This is a genomic window from Pseudoalteromonas denitrificans DSM 6059, from assembly GCF_900112265.1.
Taxonomy (GTDB): Bacteria; Pseudomonadota; Gammaproteobacteria; order Enterobacterales; family Alteromonadaceae; genus Pseudoalteromonas; species Pseudoalteromonas denitrificans.
On record NZ_FOLO01000039.1, the window covers coordinates 1 to 16,996 of the forward strand.

Below are 16,996 nucleotides of genomic sequence, written 5' to 3' on the forward strand. Positions count from 1 at the left end.
CTGTGATCCCCAGAAAGCAGAACTCAAAAACGGGTAATGGAGATATAGATTGGTGCTTATATAAATATAGGCACTTAGTTGAAAATGCATTTGCAAGACTGAAACACTTCCGTGCTATAGCTACAAGATATGATAAATTAAAGTTACAGTTTGAAAGTATGCTAGCACTGGCGTGTGCAATGATTTGGCTGCCAATGTGAAAGATCAACAGCCCCTAGTAACAAGTTTATTTATTTCATCATTAAAATACTTATTTAGAATCGAAAGTTCAGGCCCACTACTAGCAGTACTTTTAATAGTAAAAAAAACTAAACTTAATAACATGAGTCTTTTAAAATACATCAGAATATATTCCTCTACATAGCCTTAATTACTTCGTCAACATCATGACGCTGAAATGAACTTGCATTCCCTACTGGCGTTAATGGAATTCTAGAACCTACGGCCCTAGGAAAAGCAGACAGAGAGTCTTGAACAGAACTTAAAAGTTCGCCTTTGACATAATATGCCTTGATAAAGTCCTTAGCTCTTCCTACTGGAATGCTATACCTTGCAGTGGTATTACCATGAAGACCTGCAGCATTAAAAGTTATAGCTTGTCGCAAAGTAAGAAGAGAAGCCGCACTAGCTAAGCCACCGCCTAACGAATGTCCTACATATGTTAGGCTCCTATTTGGACCAACGAAACCTTTCACCGCGCTAGCCAGCTGTACTGCTTGTTCATATTGTGCACTTGGAAAGCCAGTCCCTTGATGAACATTTGCTATTATGTCTCCCGTATGATTTGGGTCTGTCCCTGCAAACGCAAGCGCATATGCCTTGGTATCACTATTATAATATACAGCAGCTTGGAAACCTGTATCTTCATTTATCAACAATGACGGATCGACACCTCCAATAGCCAATGTGTCATCGGTTAATTTTGACCAACCTTCAGGCATCTCACATTCACCACCATAAACACATTTACTTAAATTCGCCATATCTTTGTCAACAACACTCCCCCCTTCATTAGGCTTTCCCGCAGAAAACTCTTCTTTATTTTTACCTTTTCCATTTGCTGAATTTTTGAAATGAACACCCCCACTACCAAGCTTACTACATACCTTAGAAATTGACTGCATGCATTTTTCTTTTGGCTCTTTAGGCTTTTTATCATCATTTTCTTTTACATCATTATCTTTACTTTTATACCCTGTCGGATCTGTTCCCGACAATGGATTATTAAAGATATAAGTATACGGATTAACCGATTGCGTATTGGTCGGACTTTGAATAAAAGGGTCAACCGATAAGAAACGGCCCAATAATGGATCGTATCCCCGACCATTCATGTGAATTAAACCCACATCTGGTAAATGTTCGTGGTTGGTAAAACCTTTTTTGGTCACCTCAAAAATAGAGAGTTCTGAAAATGGCTGACTAGAATTACTGTAGGCTTCAAATGCACGACCAAAAATGTCGTAAGCACGGCGCTGTATTAACAAATCATTTTGACTGCTGCCAGCTGTCAGTGACTTATCATCATTGGTTAAGCTTGTGACCGAGCCTAAACGGTCAACACTGGTATGCACAATGCGCGGTTGGTTCGCCTCGGTGCTAATGATACTGTGCTGGCCAATGTAGGCTTTTTGTACCCGAGTACCATCGGCTTTAAGTTCAAGCTCATAATTACCCGCATAAATCTTAGTGACCTTATTGCCAACAGCGCCGCTTATTTGTAAAAAGCGTTGCTCATTTACATCATATTTAAAGGCCAATTCATTACCATTACGGCTAATACCCGTTGGTTTCATGGCTGCATTATAATCAATGCTTAAGCCGCCATCGGTTGAGTTGGTTAAGTTTCCGTTATTATCGTACTTTAAATCAGCCGTGGCACCTGAGTTGAGTATTAACTGGCGTACGGCACTGGGTCCTGCTTTACCGCCCGCACTTCGCTCTTTATTACCATATAAGTATTGGCTGGCGTAATCAGACTTAATGGTTAAATTACCCAACGCATCATAAGCATAATTAAGCGGTACTTCTAATATTGAACGCCCTGAAGTAATAAATTAGTACCAGCAAGCTCTGAAATAGACATAAAAACTAAATTAGCTGCTTTAACACCTTTTACTACTAACGAGACTGTATTTTCAGGTGAAACAATTATAAATTCAAACAATACAGTTAGTGGCACTGATAGTTATAACATTAGATTTTATAATCGTTATTATGCAGGTGATGAAAATGACTCTCCTCTTCCCTCATACTCGCAAAGACTTAACAGTAACCAAAAAACTAAAATTGTTGAAATAAACAACAGAGCAGGATATTTTGCAGGTTTAATGACGCCTAAAGCAAAATCTTGTGAAGTTGATGTCACACTCGATGGCATTAACCATCAATATACTATGACTGATATTAATGGTTCACGTAGTCCTGCGAGATTGATAGCCGGACCTGCCAAATGGGTAGGAGGTAGATATATCCTTATGACAGCAGACCAAGCAGCTGCAAATAACCAGGTAATCCCCTTTAAACATTCTTTGTTGGTTGAAATGAAATGTTTAAACATACAATATCAGCATAACTATTACCTAGATTATGGCGCTGTATTATATAAATTTATTTAATTGTTTCTCTAACAATAATTTAATTATAAAAAAAGCCGTTCGCTATACTATATATATTAAAACGGCTTTTTAAAATGAATCAATCTTCAAAGAAGGTTTATAAGCTTAATACTTTACACACTTAAAAGGACTGCCTTGTGAATGACCAATGGTATTTCCACCTGCAATCTGCGGCGTCATATTAACTGGCAGTGACTGAGTATCTTTAGATAGGTTCTTAAGTTTCTTTTTGTTTAATTTAATTTTCATGATATTTCCCTTCGTTTTTCCTTAAAATAAAAACATAACTTTTCCATAAGGTACCTAATAAGTCAACTGCAATTCACACGTACCTTGTTGAATTAAATAAGAAACTATTAATAGAACGTTCTACAGAGCTTCAATGTCCACAATTTACATGTCACATTTTTATAACTAAAATCAAATAAACATACAAAAATTAGCCATCAAATACTTACATTTTAGCAGCATAATTTACGCTCAAAAGCCCTGTAAACCTGATCTGAATCAACAATACAAACAAGAATTAATCTCATTTCTTTTTATTAGTATAAAAATCAGATATCATCTTGTTTGTAAAAAGAAGCGGTAAAAAAACACATCTAAAAAATATGCTCAATAAAAGGATCAATAGTGAAAAAATCAATTCTTAATATTGCAATTGCCACGGCAGTTTTATCAACCAGTGTCATTGCAGCTGAAGTAAAAGTTTTAGACAAAACACATTATCCAGCCAGTAACTTATTAGCATATACCGAATTTGAATTATCAGGTGAACCTTTAGCCGAAGCACTGGGGCTTGATCTAGATATATTAGACCCTAATGCAGCCAATATTCCTACCTCCTTTGATTTTTCTGCGGGAATTTCAAGCTATGAATACTCAGAAGAAGCAATGTATGCTCTAAATTATCAGTCTACTATGGGGGTTCATTTAGTGAATGGCCCATTGAATGCTCTTCGAGGTGGTAAACACACGCATTTAAATGCCCGCATTAAAGATATGGCCAATGCTGTTGGTTTAGATATAAGTGAAGTGGCTATTAATATGTATCCGCTATCTTTGCCTTATGTTTCAGGTAGCCCGGAGTTTGCACAACAAGTAGATACTAAAACAACATTAGGTGAAGAATTTGAAATCACCACGGCTCAAGGGCAAGATAAAATCGTCACTACGCTTACTCCAGCCTACGTACATGATTATAAAACCTTAGCTTGGGATGAAACAACCTTCGATAAGTCTTTTAACCCAGCAGCAATTGGCGGTATATTTTTAAAAGAAGTCATGTGGTCACAAGACTTCTTAGGTGGTATGCATACCACCAAAACAGATGAAGAAGTAGAAGCAAAATCTAAAACCATGGATCAAGATGGCATTCACAGTTTAGGTGTTTCTGCTGCAGATGGTTTTAATGGCATGATGCTAACTGAAATGTCGATTGATAAATTACTTTTTATGCAAGAACAACTTGGCTTTGATGGCAAAAATTTAGGCGTTAAGTTTACACCGTCATATAATGCGAAGAAGCAACCAATTTGGTTTGCCAATAAAGTAGCTGTAAAACAAGGTACTCAAAATGGTGTTAATTCAGTTACTGGGCTCACCGTTTCTAACCCATCATCACAGCTACGTGATACGTGGCAAATGTTATGGCCTTTGGCTGAATTTTTTGCTTTTACCGATCAAAGACAAGCTAATACAAGTCAAAACCCAGCTATGCTTGCAGTATTTGATGGCACCCCTTTTGCCTCTGCACCCAATAAAAATACAGATACAAATAATCAAAATGATGTTTCTGCAAATGATGCATTTTCACTTGCCAATAACATTTCAAACTTAGTATTTAACAATCTCAATGCACTGCATTTTAATACACAATACGGCACGTTTATTACTGAATATAAAAAGTCTGGCTCAAGCTTTGTTCAAGGCAATAATGTAAATACTTATGACGCCGCCTATTCAATTGTGGCTTTATCTATTTATCAACGTGCAAAAGATGCTCTACCTGTTGGTTATGCTTCTGCCGACTCAGGCTCCGTAAACTTAAAAACATCAGAGGGCAAGTTGGCATTAACGATGATTTCATCACAAGCTGACTTTATGCTAAATCACCTTATTAATGATAAAGGTTTAGTCTCTGATGGTGTAACTTTAGGCAATCAATTAAAGCTAAATAAATCGCATTCTCTTGATACACAATTTGCAGCAATACGAGGTTTAGTATCGGCATTTTTAGCAACTAAAGATGTAAAATACAAAAATGCAGCCCGTAAAGTGTACTTAAACATAGAAAAAACCATGTTTGATAAAAACATTAATACTTGGGCAAGTACACCTGGTAAAGCAACAATGCATACACCTTATACACAGGCAGCTATTTCTGGCGGTTTACGTGAAGCAATTTTACATCTAAGAAACCAAGAAGGTGAAAATGAACCTGCTCTTGAAGTACAAGCATTAACCGACAGATATGTATCTTGGTTTAAAACTGTTGTAAATGGTGCCATGCAATTAGCAGAACCTATTGGTGATACGGGTGAAATTCAAGTTAAAGGCAATGCATCTACCGATATTGATCAAGATGGTGTGCATCAAATAATTGGCGCAGGGGGTAAATTTGGAACAGCCACCACAATGGCAAATAAAGTGAGCATAAAATAACAACTACTTTTTAAACTAACATGGTCATAAAATACTTATGACTTTAGGGCGTATTGATTTTGAAACAAAGATCAATACGCCCTAGGCATTTTAAGCAAAGTACAATAAGGCACACGCATATATGACAACAGCAACCGTTTCTACTCAAAATCCCGTTTTTGGTTTTATAACTGCTTGGTGGCAAAAGCTTGCTTATCGTCATAAATCTGCAGAATTTTTAATGTACTTTATGTTTGTAACTGGGTTATTACTGTGGGATAGCATTAGCATTAATTGGCAAGTAGAGCGCTTTGTTTTACTTACACATATGTTTATTGGATTAACTTTATTTAGTTTTATTGTGGGCGCTTTTTGGAGCTCACATCGTAATTTATTAACCAAAAGTAATAAAACCTTTTTACGCCAAACAGGCACCATAATAGAGTGGTTATTAGGTCTTTGTTCATTGAGTGGATTTTATTTGTTTTTTTATGGTAATACAGGCAATGCGCTTGGCTTACTTATTCAAGATGTACACTTTTATTCTTCATGGGTTTTAGCCCCTTTAGTATTTAGACATGCTTTACGCTGGAGTATTCTTAAATTCAAATAATATTGATGAAAAACATATAAATAAATCAATTTTTTAAGTAAAATAAAAGCTTGAATTTTTGTTTCAAAATCAATGAAATAATTTCATTGATTGCAGTTAGTATTAAGGCATACGATGTTTAAAAGCCCTCTCATATTCTTATTTCTTTTAGTCATTCATTTTTATAGCCAATCAAGCATGGCAATAGAAAAAAGTAACTCTCTTTTATTTAACGCTGATAAAACAAAAATTATCAGTGCTAATTTTGATACTGGTAGTATCAGCATTTTAGACCGTATTTCAGGTGATATATTAATTGAAAAAACCATAGGTCGCGATATTCGCCGTATTGCATTAAGTACTGATGCGCAGTTATTGCTGGCAACAGATTATTTAAATGACCAAGTTATTTTACTTGATGCAAAAACATTAAAGGTTAAAACCATTACCAAGGTGCCTTCTCGACCCTTTGGTGTCGTATTTGACGATAAAAACAAACAGTTTTATGTCACTAGTTTTGAACAAAGCAAGTTACTCATCATTTCATTAACTGGCGAAATAATAAATGAAATCAAAACTGAAGAGACACCTAGAGGCCTTGCATTAACAGATGATAACAGATTATTAGTCACCCACTCTCTTTCAGGGCAAGTATCACTTTTTAATACACAAGCTATATTGCCAAAATTGGTAAAAGTCATTCGACTGATAGATACACCTAAAAATAATGTAAAGTCAGTGCCACAAGGGCAACCAAGGTTATTAGATAACATAGTTATTAGTCCTGATGGTTCAAGGGCTTGGTTACCGCATGTTTTATGGTCATTTGGTCATGACTTTCAATTTCAATCAAGTGTCTTTCCAAGTATTTCAATTCTTGATTTAACACTGGGTAAAGAACAAGAGATCACCCAAGAACGCAAACAGTTATTCAAACAAATAAATATTATTGAAAGTGGTAATAAAGTACGCATTGTATCTAACCCCCACGACGGTGCTTTTACGCAAGATGGTAAAAAAATCATTATTACTTTGGCAGGCTCTGAAGATTTAATGGTATTTGACTTGTCTCGTCAAAATAACAAAAAGAAAAAGAAAAGACGCCATCGCCGTAAAAAACAACAAGGCGGCGTTAAAGCAACACAAATTTATAGAAATGTACCCGGTGATAACCCCAAAGGTTTACTCATTGATGGCCGACAGTTATATGTCCAAAATGCCATGTCTCTGGATATCGCAAAATTTGATACCGGTGCCGTAGGGCCTTTTGCTAAAGTAAAATTAAAAAAAGCCAGCTTTGCCAATTTAGTCACCAAAGACCCTTTAACCAAACAAATGCGACTGGGTAAAACCTTATTTAACTCAGCGAATACAGCCGATAATCAAAAATATCCTATGGCAGGTGATTTTTGGATGAGCTGTAACTCCTGTCATTTTGACGGTTTTAACTTTACTAACAAACAATTAATGAAAGCAGGTTTAAAAAACAAGTTTGAAAATGCCACAACGGGGCATATTGATGTGGTTAAAATGATAGCTGGCGACCCAATCACAGCTTATGTTGATATTATACAAAAAACCCAAGGCGGCATGGGAGCAGATACAACTAACGATAAATCCAAACCGGTTGATTTATTTTCAATACCTGTAGAAGCAGCCAAAATGATGTCGGCACTCAATACCTATGTTAAAGCAAGAGAAAACCTACCTTACCTTTCAACTTGGTTACGACTAGATGATGATAAAAAGTATACCCATCCAGATGAGTGGATAAACTCAGCACAATGTAAAGACTGTCATACGACCATTTACGACCAATGGGCTGACTCAAACCATGGCATGAATATGGATCACCCTTTTTATCGTTTTCAAGAAGACTTTGCAGCTAAAGAAGAAGGTGAAGAGTTCAGAATACTGTGTCGAGGTTGTCATGCACCACAAATGATAATAAACAAAGATAATAAATCATTATCTGAGTTTGGTGATATGTGGGATAAGAAAGCCAATTCACTTAATACTGCTTATGCTCATGGTAAATCGGTCAGTGAGCGCGGTACTGGATGTGTCTTTTGCCATAGGATCACTAAAGCTGAAAACGCCGGTGGTAATACAGATTTAACAGTGAATATTAAAGACAGACAAAGCTATATTTTTGAAGATACCAGTCGTTTCTTTTTAAATTGGTTAAGCCAAAAACAAATTAATGCATCCCCACAAGCGCATAAAGACTCTTATTCAAACCCTGAGCTGTATCAAAGTTCATTATACTGCGCCACGTGTCATAATGAATTTACAACTGGCCCAGGTGCAAATGTGAATGACAATTTTGGTGAATGGCTCGCTTCACCTTTTAATGCACCAGATGATCCGACGCAACATAAAACCTGTATAGATTGTCATATGACACAAGATGTCACTGACTTTGATAATAAAGTTGCAGGTCAGTCTACCAATGATGGCCCAGTTAAAAACAATATGCGTTCACATCATTTTGCCGGTGGTAACTATTACTTTACGGGTATGCGCAGTCCTGAACATAAAAAAATAAGCATAGATATACTAAAAACGGCATTGACTCTAGAAGTAGCAAAGAAAGGAGCTGATTTTACCGCACTTATAACCAATGCAAACTCTGGTCACGATATGCCAGGTGGCGCAAGGCGACAAGTTTGGCTAGAAATTATCGCAACTGACAACAATGGCAAACAAGTATTCACCAGTGGCGTCATGCAAAATGGTCATATACCAAAAAATGCACGTAAGTTTATTAAAATTGGCGTTGATAAAAACAACAAACCTGTTGGTCTTAAGTTTTGGCGTTATTTTAAAATAGGGAAAGATACACGTCTTAAATCGGGTGAAACGCGTAGTGAATCGTTTGAGTTGCCTGTAAACATACAATATCCAATTACAGTATCTACCCGAGTGTTATATCAGGTATTTGCTAAAGATTTAACAGACAAAGTAAGAGCTGCATACCCTGATGAAAAAATTCCAGAGCCAGAGGTGATTGAATTAAATAAAGTGGTTAAAACTTATTTAAACTAACCCATAACTCCCTATATGAGACTAAATAATGTGGCATGGAAGCCACATCTAAGAGCCAAAAGCGGGTCTACTATCGGCCATTAACTTGTCGAGTTTTTTTTGTGCGCGTTTAGGGTGAGTGACGTCTTGAATTTCAATCATTTCACATTCATCACGGATCATTTCACTGATCATCGTAGGGTAATGTCTGCAATCTTCAGGTCTATCGAGGTAGATATCACAGGTATATTTATGGGTATCAGGATTTTCATTTAGAAATGGGCATAACTCAAGTTGTTTACCTGTGGTAGGATCGCACCAAATATTTCCGTTGTTAACATAAGTATAAATTTCAGGATTAAAGTCCCTCCATAGTTCTATTTCATCAGCGCTTGCAGCTAACCTGCCATTACTATAGTTAATGCAACATTTACCACATTGGGTACATTCTTTCATAGGGCTTTAATTCTAATACTTTGCTTATAAGATAGATGATAGCAGAATGCGTATTTTTATATCTTTTAAAATGGGGGATATTTATTTACTGGTAAATAAAAATAAGCCGCATAAAATAATGCGGTTTATTTTCAATCATTTTTTAACAATAAATGAGACTAATAATAGCGATTATAAAAAGCTTAATAACTCTTCATCAAGTTGCATCAAAGTTTTTGGATCCGCCATCATAGTCGCGGCTAAGGATTTTGTTCTGGGTAAGATACGGTCAAAGTAAAACTCTGCCGTTTTTATTTTTGAACGATAAAAATCACGATTTTCAACATCACCCGCTAATTTTTCATAAGCACTTTGTGCCATTTGCGCCCAAAAATAAGCCATCACTATATAACCTGAATACATTAAATAATCGACCGAAGCAGAACCCACTACATCTCTATTTTTCTTTGCTTTTAAAGCTAAACGAATAGAGTATTGTTGCCAGTTTGCCACTCCTTTACTCAGTGGCCAAATGAATTTATTCATTTGACGTTTATGGGGATTTTTAGACAACATGCTTTTATCTTTACAAAATAGTAATACTTCTTTAGTGAAATCTTTTAATGAGCGGCCATGGGTCAATAATATTTTTCGCCCCAATAAATCAAGCGCCTGAATACCTGTTGTGCCTTCATATAAAGTAGAAATACGCACATCACGTACTATTTGCTCCATGCCCCACTCTTTTATATATCCATGACCACCAAAAATTTGCAGTCCATGATTTGCGCTCTCAGTGCCCACTTCAGTTAAAAATGCTTTTAAGATAGGTGTAATAAAACCAAGCCTATCGTCAGCGGCCTTACGCTCATCTTCATTTTTTGCCATTTCAATATCATCCACCAGCTTGGCAGTATAATAAATCATGGCTCTACCACCTTCACTAAAGGCTTTTTGAGTCATTAACATTTTACGTACATCAGGATGTACAATAATTGGATCGGCGACTTTATCAGGGCATTTCTTACCTGTTAAAGAACGCATCGATAAACGTTCTTTGGCGTATAGTAATGAATTTTGATACGCAAGCTCTGAAGCACATACACCTTGTAATGCCGTCCCCACCCGGGCAGTATTCATAAAGGTGAACATGCATTCTAAACCTTTATTTTCAGGGCCAATTAAAACACCTTTGGCATTATCAAAATTTAGCACTGCGGTTGCAGAGGCTTTTATGCCCATTTTATCTTCAATAGAACCACAACTCACATTATTAAATTCACCAATATTACCCGACTGATCAACTTGCATTTTTGGTACGATAAATAATGAAATACCTCGGGTTCCTTTTGGTGCACCAGGTAACCTGGCTAATACAATATGAATAATATTATCGGTTAAGTCGTGCTCTCCCGCAGAGATAAATATTTTTGTACCAGAGATATTATAAGTACCGTCGCCATTAGGTTCGGCTTTTGTTTTAACTTGACCTAAATCAGTACCACATTGCGGCTCGGTTAAACACATAGTACCTGTCCATGTACCCTCTGTTAGCTTAGTGAGATATAACTCTTTTTGCGCTTTTGTACCATGGCTTTGTACTGTATTCATTGCGCCGTGGCTTAAACCTGGGTACATGGCCCAAGACCAGTTAGCCGTTCCCATCATTTCTGCTTTTGCCATGCCTAATGATGGTGGCATGCCCTGACCACCGTGTTCTATAGGATGAGATAGACTTTGCCATCCCCCTTCAACATACAAGTTATAGGCTTCTTTAAAACCTTTTGGGGTAATCACTTTGCCATTATCAAATGTACACCCTTCTTTATCACCAGTTTGATTAAGTGGTAATAACTCATTTTCACAAAACTTGGCACATTCAACAAAGATAGCGTCTACTAAATCGGGTGTGGCGTCTTCAAACTCAGGGTATTTTTGATAATGTCCGTAATAATCAAATACATCATTAAATAAAAACTTAATGTCCATCAAGGGTGCTTTATAACTTTGCATAATTGCCTACCTTATTATTCTTATCGTGATCAATTCATAGCAGTTTAGCTCACTATAACAAACTAAACCACTGGTCATACCTCAATAAGCATAATGATTGATCTCAAATAAATTTTTAATAAATTCAGTTATTAATGAAATGTGTTTTTGCAAGGGATGCCGGTGTAATATCAAAACGTTTTTTAAATGCCGTTATAAAATTTGAAGAATGGTTATAACCGGCTTTGTATGCAGCTTCACCTATGCTCAGACCATCAAAGACGATAGCAGATCGAGCATTTTCCAATCGTTTTTGTTTTATATAATCGACTACTGTTGTGCCATACTCTTGTTTAAATCGCCTTTGCAAAGTACTAATGCTTAATCCTAAAGATAGTGCAATATCAGTTAAAGAAAGTGGTTTTTCTAATAAAGAATCAATTTGGATTTTTAATGATTTAACTTGCTTTATCTGACAGGCCTTTGACTGAATTTTACTGTGATATAGCTTTTCAACTTTCACACTCAATGTATTAATGCATTCACATAAAATTTGCATTGCACTGTGTTCAACTAAAAGCTCTGCCGCCAACCCATTTTTTGTTTTTGCTTGTAAAATTTGTTGTGCGAGTTTAATTAAAGTATCACAAGCGGCCCATTTATGAAGTGCTAAGTGATCAGAAAAAACCCTCTCAAAAATTTCGAAGTCTTTTTTATTTTTACACCGCGCTTTCAACCAAGTTTGTTCAATAAATACATTTACTTTGATAACATGCTCACCTTGCTTTAAAAAGCGCGTCATTAATTCAGGTTTATTCAGCACAATTGCAGAGCATTCAATTTCTGTTAAAGATGTTTTTCCTAAAAATAGTGTTTGCCCACCTAAATTGAAGTCAACTTTTCCCTTAAACACTAAGTTAAAACTCAAACAGGGCGGTAGTTCTATTGATGAGCTCATATCTTGCATTTCAATTGCATCACTGCAATGCACAGAAATACCAGACTCTAATCGTGAAAAAGCCAATAAACCTTCCATTACCTCAGTACTACTTTTTGCTAATGTATGATGATGTGTTTTATGAAGAACATTGAGCATATCGCTTAGAAACGATTGGCTTATTTTTGTTTTATGCTCACTTTTCACTCTATCAGGCACGATATAATTTCCCTTATTTAAAGCATGACGATTTTAAATAGCCATTTGACGATATTTAATAACAAACAAATGAAACTTTTACACAGAGCAATTGTATCATAACGATAATCATTCGCACTTAGAATTTTATAAAGGGAAACTCATGTCTACTCTCAGCTTTAATAAAAGCGCTCTATGTCTTTTAATATCAAGCATTTTAACCTCAAATATCAGTTACGCTAAAGAATCCGAAATTAAAGATGATAAAGATTTAGAGCATGTTGAGATATGGAATACCGAGATCAAAGCTTCATCATTATATTTTAATGAAGAAACAATTGCCTCAAAGCAAGCGGATCACTTAAGTGATTTATTAAGAACAATACCTGGTATCGATGTAGGCGGTTCACATTCAATGAACCAAAGGATCACCATACGTAGCTTAGAAGATAAAGATCTAAAAGTAACAATAGATGGTGCAAATCAAAATACATATATGTATCACCATATGGGTAACTTACAAATTCATGCTGATATTTTAAAATCAGTAGATATTGAAGTAGGCACAAACTCAGTCGTTAATGGTGGCTTGGGTGGTGCTGTACGTTTTGAAACTAAAAAAGCCAGCGAATTATTACAAGAAAATGAGCAATTTGGAGCTCGTTTACAAACCACAGTTGCCGATAACTCTGCTAATAGTTATTCACTCACGGGTTTTGGTCAACTAAATGATGATATTGATGTTTTGGCGTATTATAACTTTGTAGACCGTCAAAACTTTGAAGTAGGTGGTGGTAAATTAACGGATGAAAATGGTGATAAAATTCCAGGTACCGATGGTGAAGTAAAAGGCCTTGCTGGTGAATTACAAGATGCACTTATCAAATTTGGTTGGGACATAAGTGAAAATCAACGTATTGAGCTAGGTTATGAAACTTACCATGATGAAGGAGATTATAGCTATCGCCCTGATATGGGATCAGCAACTGATATTGCCATCACGGACTCACTAAAAGTGCCTCTAGTTTGGCCAACTGAATTTAGCCGAGATACATTAACGCTTAACTATACACTTAATTGGTCTGATGATTCAGTCCTAAAAGTTGCTGTATTTAGTAACGAAAGTGAATTATATCGAGATGAAAGTGGCTGGGCAATAAACCCACAATATGCAACTTGGGCAGCGAAAGTCACAGGAAATGCAGACAATACCGGTATTAATATTTTAGGCAATACTTTTATAGATGGTGATTTTAGCCATAATTTAACTTATGGTTATGACTTATCAAGACATGATACTGACTATAATTCCCTTTCTCTGACAAATGAACTGACTTCTGCTGACGAAAGTGCAACAAATTCAGCCCTATTTATTCAAGATAAAATCTCATTTGAGAATGGTCTTAGTATTACACCAGGTCTTAGATACAATGACTATGATATAGACTCTACCGTAGTAGATAATTCATTTTCAGAGTTAACAGCTGCCTTAGCGGCTGAGTATGTCGTCAACGCCCAGTTAGTAGTAAAACTAAGTTCTACTCAACTATTCAAAGGCCCTGAACTGGGTGAAGTCTTTACTGGTGCAGGCCTTAGAGATACAGCGAATCAAGATATAGAAGCTGAAACAGGTTTAAATACTGAGTTTGCAATTGCCTATCAAGCCCAAGTACTTGGCGCTGACAGTTTTACAGCCGGGATCACTGTATTTAATACGGATTTAGAAAACTATATTTTTGATGATGCACCAGTAGCAGGTGGTGGTCCGAGAGATCTCCATAAAGATAATGTCGGTGATATGCAAGTGAATGGCTTTGAAGCTTACACTGGTTATATTCTTGATAATCTACAAATACAATTAAGTTACTCTGTATCTGAAAGTGAATTAAACGCCTTTGCTGGATACGCTTCATTAGAAGATACACGATTAGATAGAGAGCAAGGTGACACCTTCAGCGCAAACATTGATTATGCTTTTGAAACATTAGCGCTAACGTTACATTGGGATATTTTGAATGTAGCCAGTTTAGACCATGCTCCCTCACTAGATGGTGCAACAATCGATACTGCAAAAGACAGTTATACAATTCAAAATATCTCTTTAAATTGGACGCCAAGCAATATTAAAGGCCTAGGGATCACATTAGGGATAGACAATTTATTTGATGAATATTATGCCTCTCAATCTTCAAGAACAGGCTTATCTTGGCACCCGAGGTTTGGTGATTTGTTCCTAACAGATTATGAACCAGGGCGTAATATTAAAGCCACTGCTTCATATAAATTTTAGTTTTACGACATCTAAGACTAATTAGAGGCATTCATACATATCTACAAGCCAGGCATTGTGCCTGGCTTTATTATTTACAGGGTCTTTACAGTATTTTTACCTTTTCCAAATCATATCTGCTAAGCCTTGTTGTTCGTGCCATTTACCTTCTTGTAACCAATCAACAAGGTATTTTGCTACATCGGGGTAGTTTGCCCTATGAATATTGATATCTTTCGCTAAAAACAACTCACATTGATTTTTATCTATAGAATTCATTGTCCTGCCTAACCCCAAATGAGTAAGGGCTTTAGCATTTGATATTTGCTCCATCTGCCCTGCAAGTGGCTTGACTAATACATCAATACCTAAATGGATACACTCACTAACAAGCTCAAACCCTGCATTACAAATCACTTTTTTACATGACATTAAATCATTTTTAAAGCCTACCAAACAGGGTTCTCGGGTATGTACATTACTGACGTTGTTGAATTGAAGTCCAGGGCCATATAAATAAAACTCATACTGTGGAAATTGAGTTAAAAACTTAACAATATAACTTTGATCCTCAAAAGGTAAATACACTAACACCTTATTCCCGATGATATCTGTAGAGTGAAGTTTTACATCTACAATAGGAGGTAAAATAGGACTATCAAAATGGTGCCAATGCAAACCTATTGGAAACTTTACAGGTGCAAAATAACGCATTAAATTTTGAGTAAACCAAGAGCTCCCTTCAGTTGGAATATCATGTAAAAATGCATATTGATGCCCTATTCCTATAGAGTCTATACCTTGTTGTTTTGCAGCCCAAGCAGAGATAGGCTCAAAATCATTAATGACAAGGTCATAACCTGTTAAATCTAAAGATTTAATGTCTAGTATAAGTTTTTTGATGTTATTTTTTTTTAATGTTTTGAATTTATTGATCCGACCTTTTTCACTTATAAATGTTAGTCCCTGTCTATGTTCATATTCACCAAAAGCGTCCATTGAAAATAAGTCTTTTTTTTGGCGGCCCGAAATTAAAAAAGTGACATCAAGACCTTGCTCTTTTAAGTGCTCAGCCATAATACGAGAACGTGTAAGATGACCATTACCCGTGCCTTGCACCCCATATAAAATTTTCATTTAAGCAACCATAATATTAAGGGTTATAAAACCGATTAAAGTACCCAAACTTGCACCTGCAAGAATATCTGTTGGAAAGTGAACACCTAAGATCACTCTGGAGATACCGACCAAAGCAGCCCATAAATATATGAAAAAGCTTAATACAGGAAAAAAGTGAGCAACCAAGTAAGCTAATAAAAATGCACCGCAGGTATGCCCGGATGGAAAACTGAATTCATCAGATGCGACGATGCTAGCTTTAAATGAAGGAATTGCTTTTGGTGGTCTATTTCGTTTAAGTGTATTTTTTAATAAAAAATAACAGGGCCTTTCAATTAGAAATGCAATTAACGTTGCAATAAACAGCGCTTTACCTTCATCTGTTAACAATAAAATAAAAGGTAATAATACCTGTAAATATCCGTCTCCTGATTTTGATGTAATATTAGCAAAAGGGACTAACTTTGCACTCTTATGACCTGATACACACCACATGAACATGATGGTATCTAAATGTTGTAGTTTCATAAAAAACGTCCTATTTATCTTTTTTTTGATAGTGCGGACTTTAGATGACTTTTTGGTGACAAACAGGTTAAATTCAATTGACAAAAAAATAAGGAAGATAAAAGTACAATCGTATTTATATATTAAAAATAAGCAAGATGTTTAGCCCTTTGTAGGTGCATTACATCCTGCTCCTAATGTTTTTTATCCCTGAAAACAAATGTTTATCAATGTGTTTATGACAAAGATTAAACATTTATAGGATATGCATTTATAACAACAGGCTCAATATTAAGCCTTTATATATCAACTATTTTCAATACGAAAACCAACTTTAATTGTCACTTGAAAATGCCCAACTTCACCATCAACAATATGCCCTCTCGTTTCAACAACTTCAAACCAATCTAGGTTATTTATTGTCTTATTACATTCAAATATTGCATTTTTAATTGCTTCTTCAATACTGTTAGCAGATGAACCAACCATTTCAATTTTTTTATATGTATGATGATTTGACATTTGAAATTCTTCGCAAATTAATTATTACCTATAAATATAGAACTATTTTCAGATTTAAGACTATATTTATAATTAATTTAATTAGTTAATGCATATATTTATTATGGCGGTGAGTTAATTTGTCGTGTATGTTTATC

Annotated in this window: 15 protein-coding genes; 6 read left to right on the forward strand and 9 right to left on the reverse strand. The window is 35.7% G+C overall.

Annotated elements, in window-relative coordinates:
* On the forward strand, window positions 1–200 hold a 200-nt coding region (locus tag BM088_RS18700; protein ID WP_143085115.1), incomplete at its 5' end, for a transposase.
* Between the two features lie 156 nt (window positions 201–356).
* Here BM088_RS18700 and BM088_RS18705 read toward each other — a convergent pair.
* Window positions 357–2,000, reverse strand: coding sequence for a Tle-like phospholipase domain-containing protein (locus tag BM088_RS18705; protein WP_091988203.1), 1,644 nt, complete (start codon window positions 1,998–2,000; stop codon window positions 357–359).
* 29 nt (window positions 2,001–2,029) lie between these two features.
* Window positions 2,030–2,182 carry a hypothetical protein gene (locus tag BM088_RS27315; RefSeq protein WP_177208103.1) on the reverse strand — a complete coding sequence of 51 codons (153 nt, stop codon included), beginning with the start codon at window positions 2,180–2,182 and terminating at the stop codon, window positions 2,030–2,032.
* 148 nt (window positions 2,183–2,330) lie between these two features.
* Here BM088_RS27315 and BM088_RS18710 point away from each other — a divergent pair, with 148 nt between their 5' ends.
* Entirely contained in the window at window positions 2,331–2,618 is a 288-nt protein-coding gene (locus BM088_RS18710; protein ID WP_091988206.1) for a hypothetical protein, read from the forward strand.
* A gap of 105 nt (window positions 2,619–2,723) precedes the next feature.
* On the opposite strand, the gene BM088_RS27320 is transcribed toward BM088_RS18710, so the two are convergent.
* Window positions 2,724–2,867, reverse strand: a complete 144-nt coding sequence (locus tag BM088_RS27320; protein ID WP_177208104.1) for a hypothetical protein — start codon at window positions 2,865–2,867, stop codon at window positions 2,724–2,726.
* A gap of 384 nt (window positions 2,868–3,251) precedes the next feature.
* Here BM088_RS27320 and BM088_RS18715 point away from each other — a divergent pair, with 384 nt between their 5' ends.
* From BM088_RS18715 to BM088_RS18725, 3 genes are all read left to right on the forward strand, one after another.
* Window positions 3,252–5,282, forward strand: a complete 2,031-nt coding sequence (locus BM088_RS18715) for a hypothetical protein (protein ID WP_091988209.1) — start codon at window positions 3,252–3,254, stop codon at window positions 5,280–5,282.
* Window positions 5,283–5,403: 121 nt separating this feature from the next.
* On the forward strand, window positions 5,404–5,874 hold the full coding sequence (locus BM088_RS18720; protein ID WP_091988212.1) for a hypothetical protein: 471 nt from the start codon (window positions 5,404–5,406) through the stop codon (window positions 5,872–5,874).
* Between the two features lie 114 nt (window positions 5,875–5,988).
* Window positions 5,989–8,901, forward strand: a complete 2,913-nt coding sequence (locus BM088_RS18725; protein WP_091988216.1) for a multiheme c-type cytochrome — start codon at window positions 5,989–5,991, stop codon at window positions 8,899–8,901.
* A 48-nt stretch (window positions 8,902–8,949) separates the two neighbouring features.
* Here BM088_RS18725 and BM088_RS18730 read toward each other — a convergent pair whose 3' ends face one another.
* From BM088_RS18730 to BM088_RS18740, 3 genes are all read right to left on the reverse strand, one after another.
* Complete coding sequence (locus tag BM088_RS18730) at window positions 8,950–9,336, reverse strand: YkgJ family cysteine cluster protein (RefSeq protein ID WP_091988219.1); 387 nt, start codon at window positions 9,334–9,336, stop codon at window positions 8,950–8,952.
* Between the two features lie 171 nt (window positions 9,337–9,507).
* Complete coding sequence (locus BM088_RS18735) at window positions 9,508–11,328, reverse strand: acyl-CoA dehydrogenase C-terminal domain-containing protein (protein ID WP_091988222.1); 1,821 nt, start codon at window positions 11,326–11,328, stop codon at window positions 9,508–9,510.
* A gap of 124 nt (window positions 11,329–11,452) precedes the next feature.
* Window positions 11,453–12,463: a helix-turn-helix domain-containing protein gene (locus tag BM088_RS18740; RefSeq protein WP_091988224.1), complete on the reverse strand. Its 1,011-nt coding sequence runs from the start codon at window positions 12,461–12,463 to the stop codon at window positions 11,453–11,455.
* Between the two features lie 142 nt (window positions 12,464–12,605).
* Between BM088_RS18740 and BM088_RS18745 the strand changes: the two genes are divergently transcribed.
* The gene (locus tag BM088_RS18745; protein ID WP_091988226.1) at window positions 12,606–14,732 is read left to right on the forward strand and encodes a TonB-dependent receptor domain-containing protein; all 2,127 of its coding nucleotides are present in this window, start codon (window positions 12,606–12,608) and stop codon (window positions 14,730–14,732) included.
* Window positions 14,733–14,828: 96 nt separating this feature from the next.
* Here the strand turns inward: BM088_RS18745 and BM088_RS18750 are convergent, their stop codons facing one another.
* From BM088_RS18750 to BM088_RS18760, 3 genes are all read right to left on the reverse strand, one after another.
* Window positions 14,829–15,848, reverse strand: coding sequence for an MJ1255/VC2487 family glycosyltransferase (locus BM088_RS18750; RefSeq protein ID WP_091988228.1), 1,020 nt, complete (start codon window positions 15,846–15,848; stop codon window positions 14,829–14,831).
* Window positions 15,849–16,358 (reverse strand): phosphatase PAP2 family protein, encoded by a 510-nt coding sequence (locus BM088_RS27930; protein WP_177208105.1) that lies wholly within the window; start codon window positions 16,356–16,358, stop codon window positions 15,849–15,851.
* A gap of 285 nt (window positions 16,359–16,643) precedes the next feature.
* Window positions 16,644–16,859 (reverse strand): dodecin, encoded by a 216-nt coding sequence (locus tag BM088_RS18760; protein ID WP_091988230.1) that lies wholly within the window; start codon window positions 16,857–16,859, stop codon window positions 16,644–16,646.
* Window positions 16,860–16,996 lie beyond the last annotated feature (137 nt).

Bases quoted from the DNA above. Each gene is read 5' to 3' on its own strand.
- BM088_RS18710 (WP_091988206.1), top strand. From the start codon at position 2,331: ATGACGCCTAAAGCAAAATCTTGTGAAGTTGATGTCACACTCGATGGC.
- BM088_RS27320 (WP_177208104.1), bottom strand. From the start codon at position 2,867: ATGAAAATTAAATTAAACAAAAAGAAACTTAAGAACCTATCTAAAGAT.
- BM088_RS18720 (WP_091988212.1), top strand. From the start codon at position 5,404: ATGACAACAGCAACCGTTTCTACTCAAAATCCCGTTTTTGGTTTTATA.
- BM088_RS18725 (WP_091988216.1), top strand. From the start codon at position 5,989: ATGTTTAAAAGCCCTCTCATATTCTTATTTCTTTTAGTCATTCATTTT.
- BM088_RS18730 (WP_091988219.1), bottom strand. From the start codon at position 9,336: ATGAAAGAATGTACCCAATGTGGTAAATGTTGCATTAACTATAGTAAT.
- BM088_RS18735 (WP_091988222.1), bottom strand. From the start codon at position 11,328: ATGCAAAGTTATAAAGCACCCTTGATGGACATTAAGTTTTTATTTAAT.
- BM088_RS18745 (WP_091988226.1), top strand. From the start codon at position 12,606: ATGTCTACTCTCAGCTTTAATAAAAGCGCTCTATGTCTTTTAATATCA.
- BM088_RS18750 (WP_091988228.1), bottom strand. From the start codon at position 15,848: ATGAAAATTTTATATGGGGTGCAAGGCACGGGTAATGGTCATCTTACA.
- BM088_RS27930 (WP_177208105.1), bottom strand. From the start codon at position 16,358: ATGAAACTACAACATTTAGATACCATCATGTTCATGTGGTGTGTATCA.
- BM088_RS18760 (WP_091988230.1), bottom strand. From the start codon at position 16,859: ATGTCAAATCATCATACATATAAAAAAATTGAAATGGTTGGTTCATCT.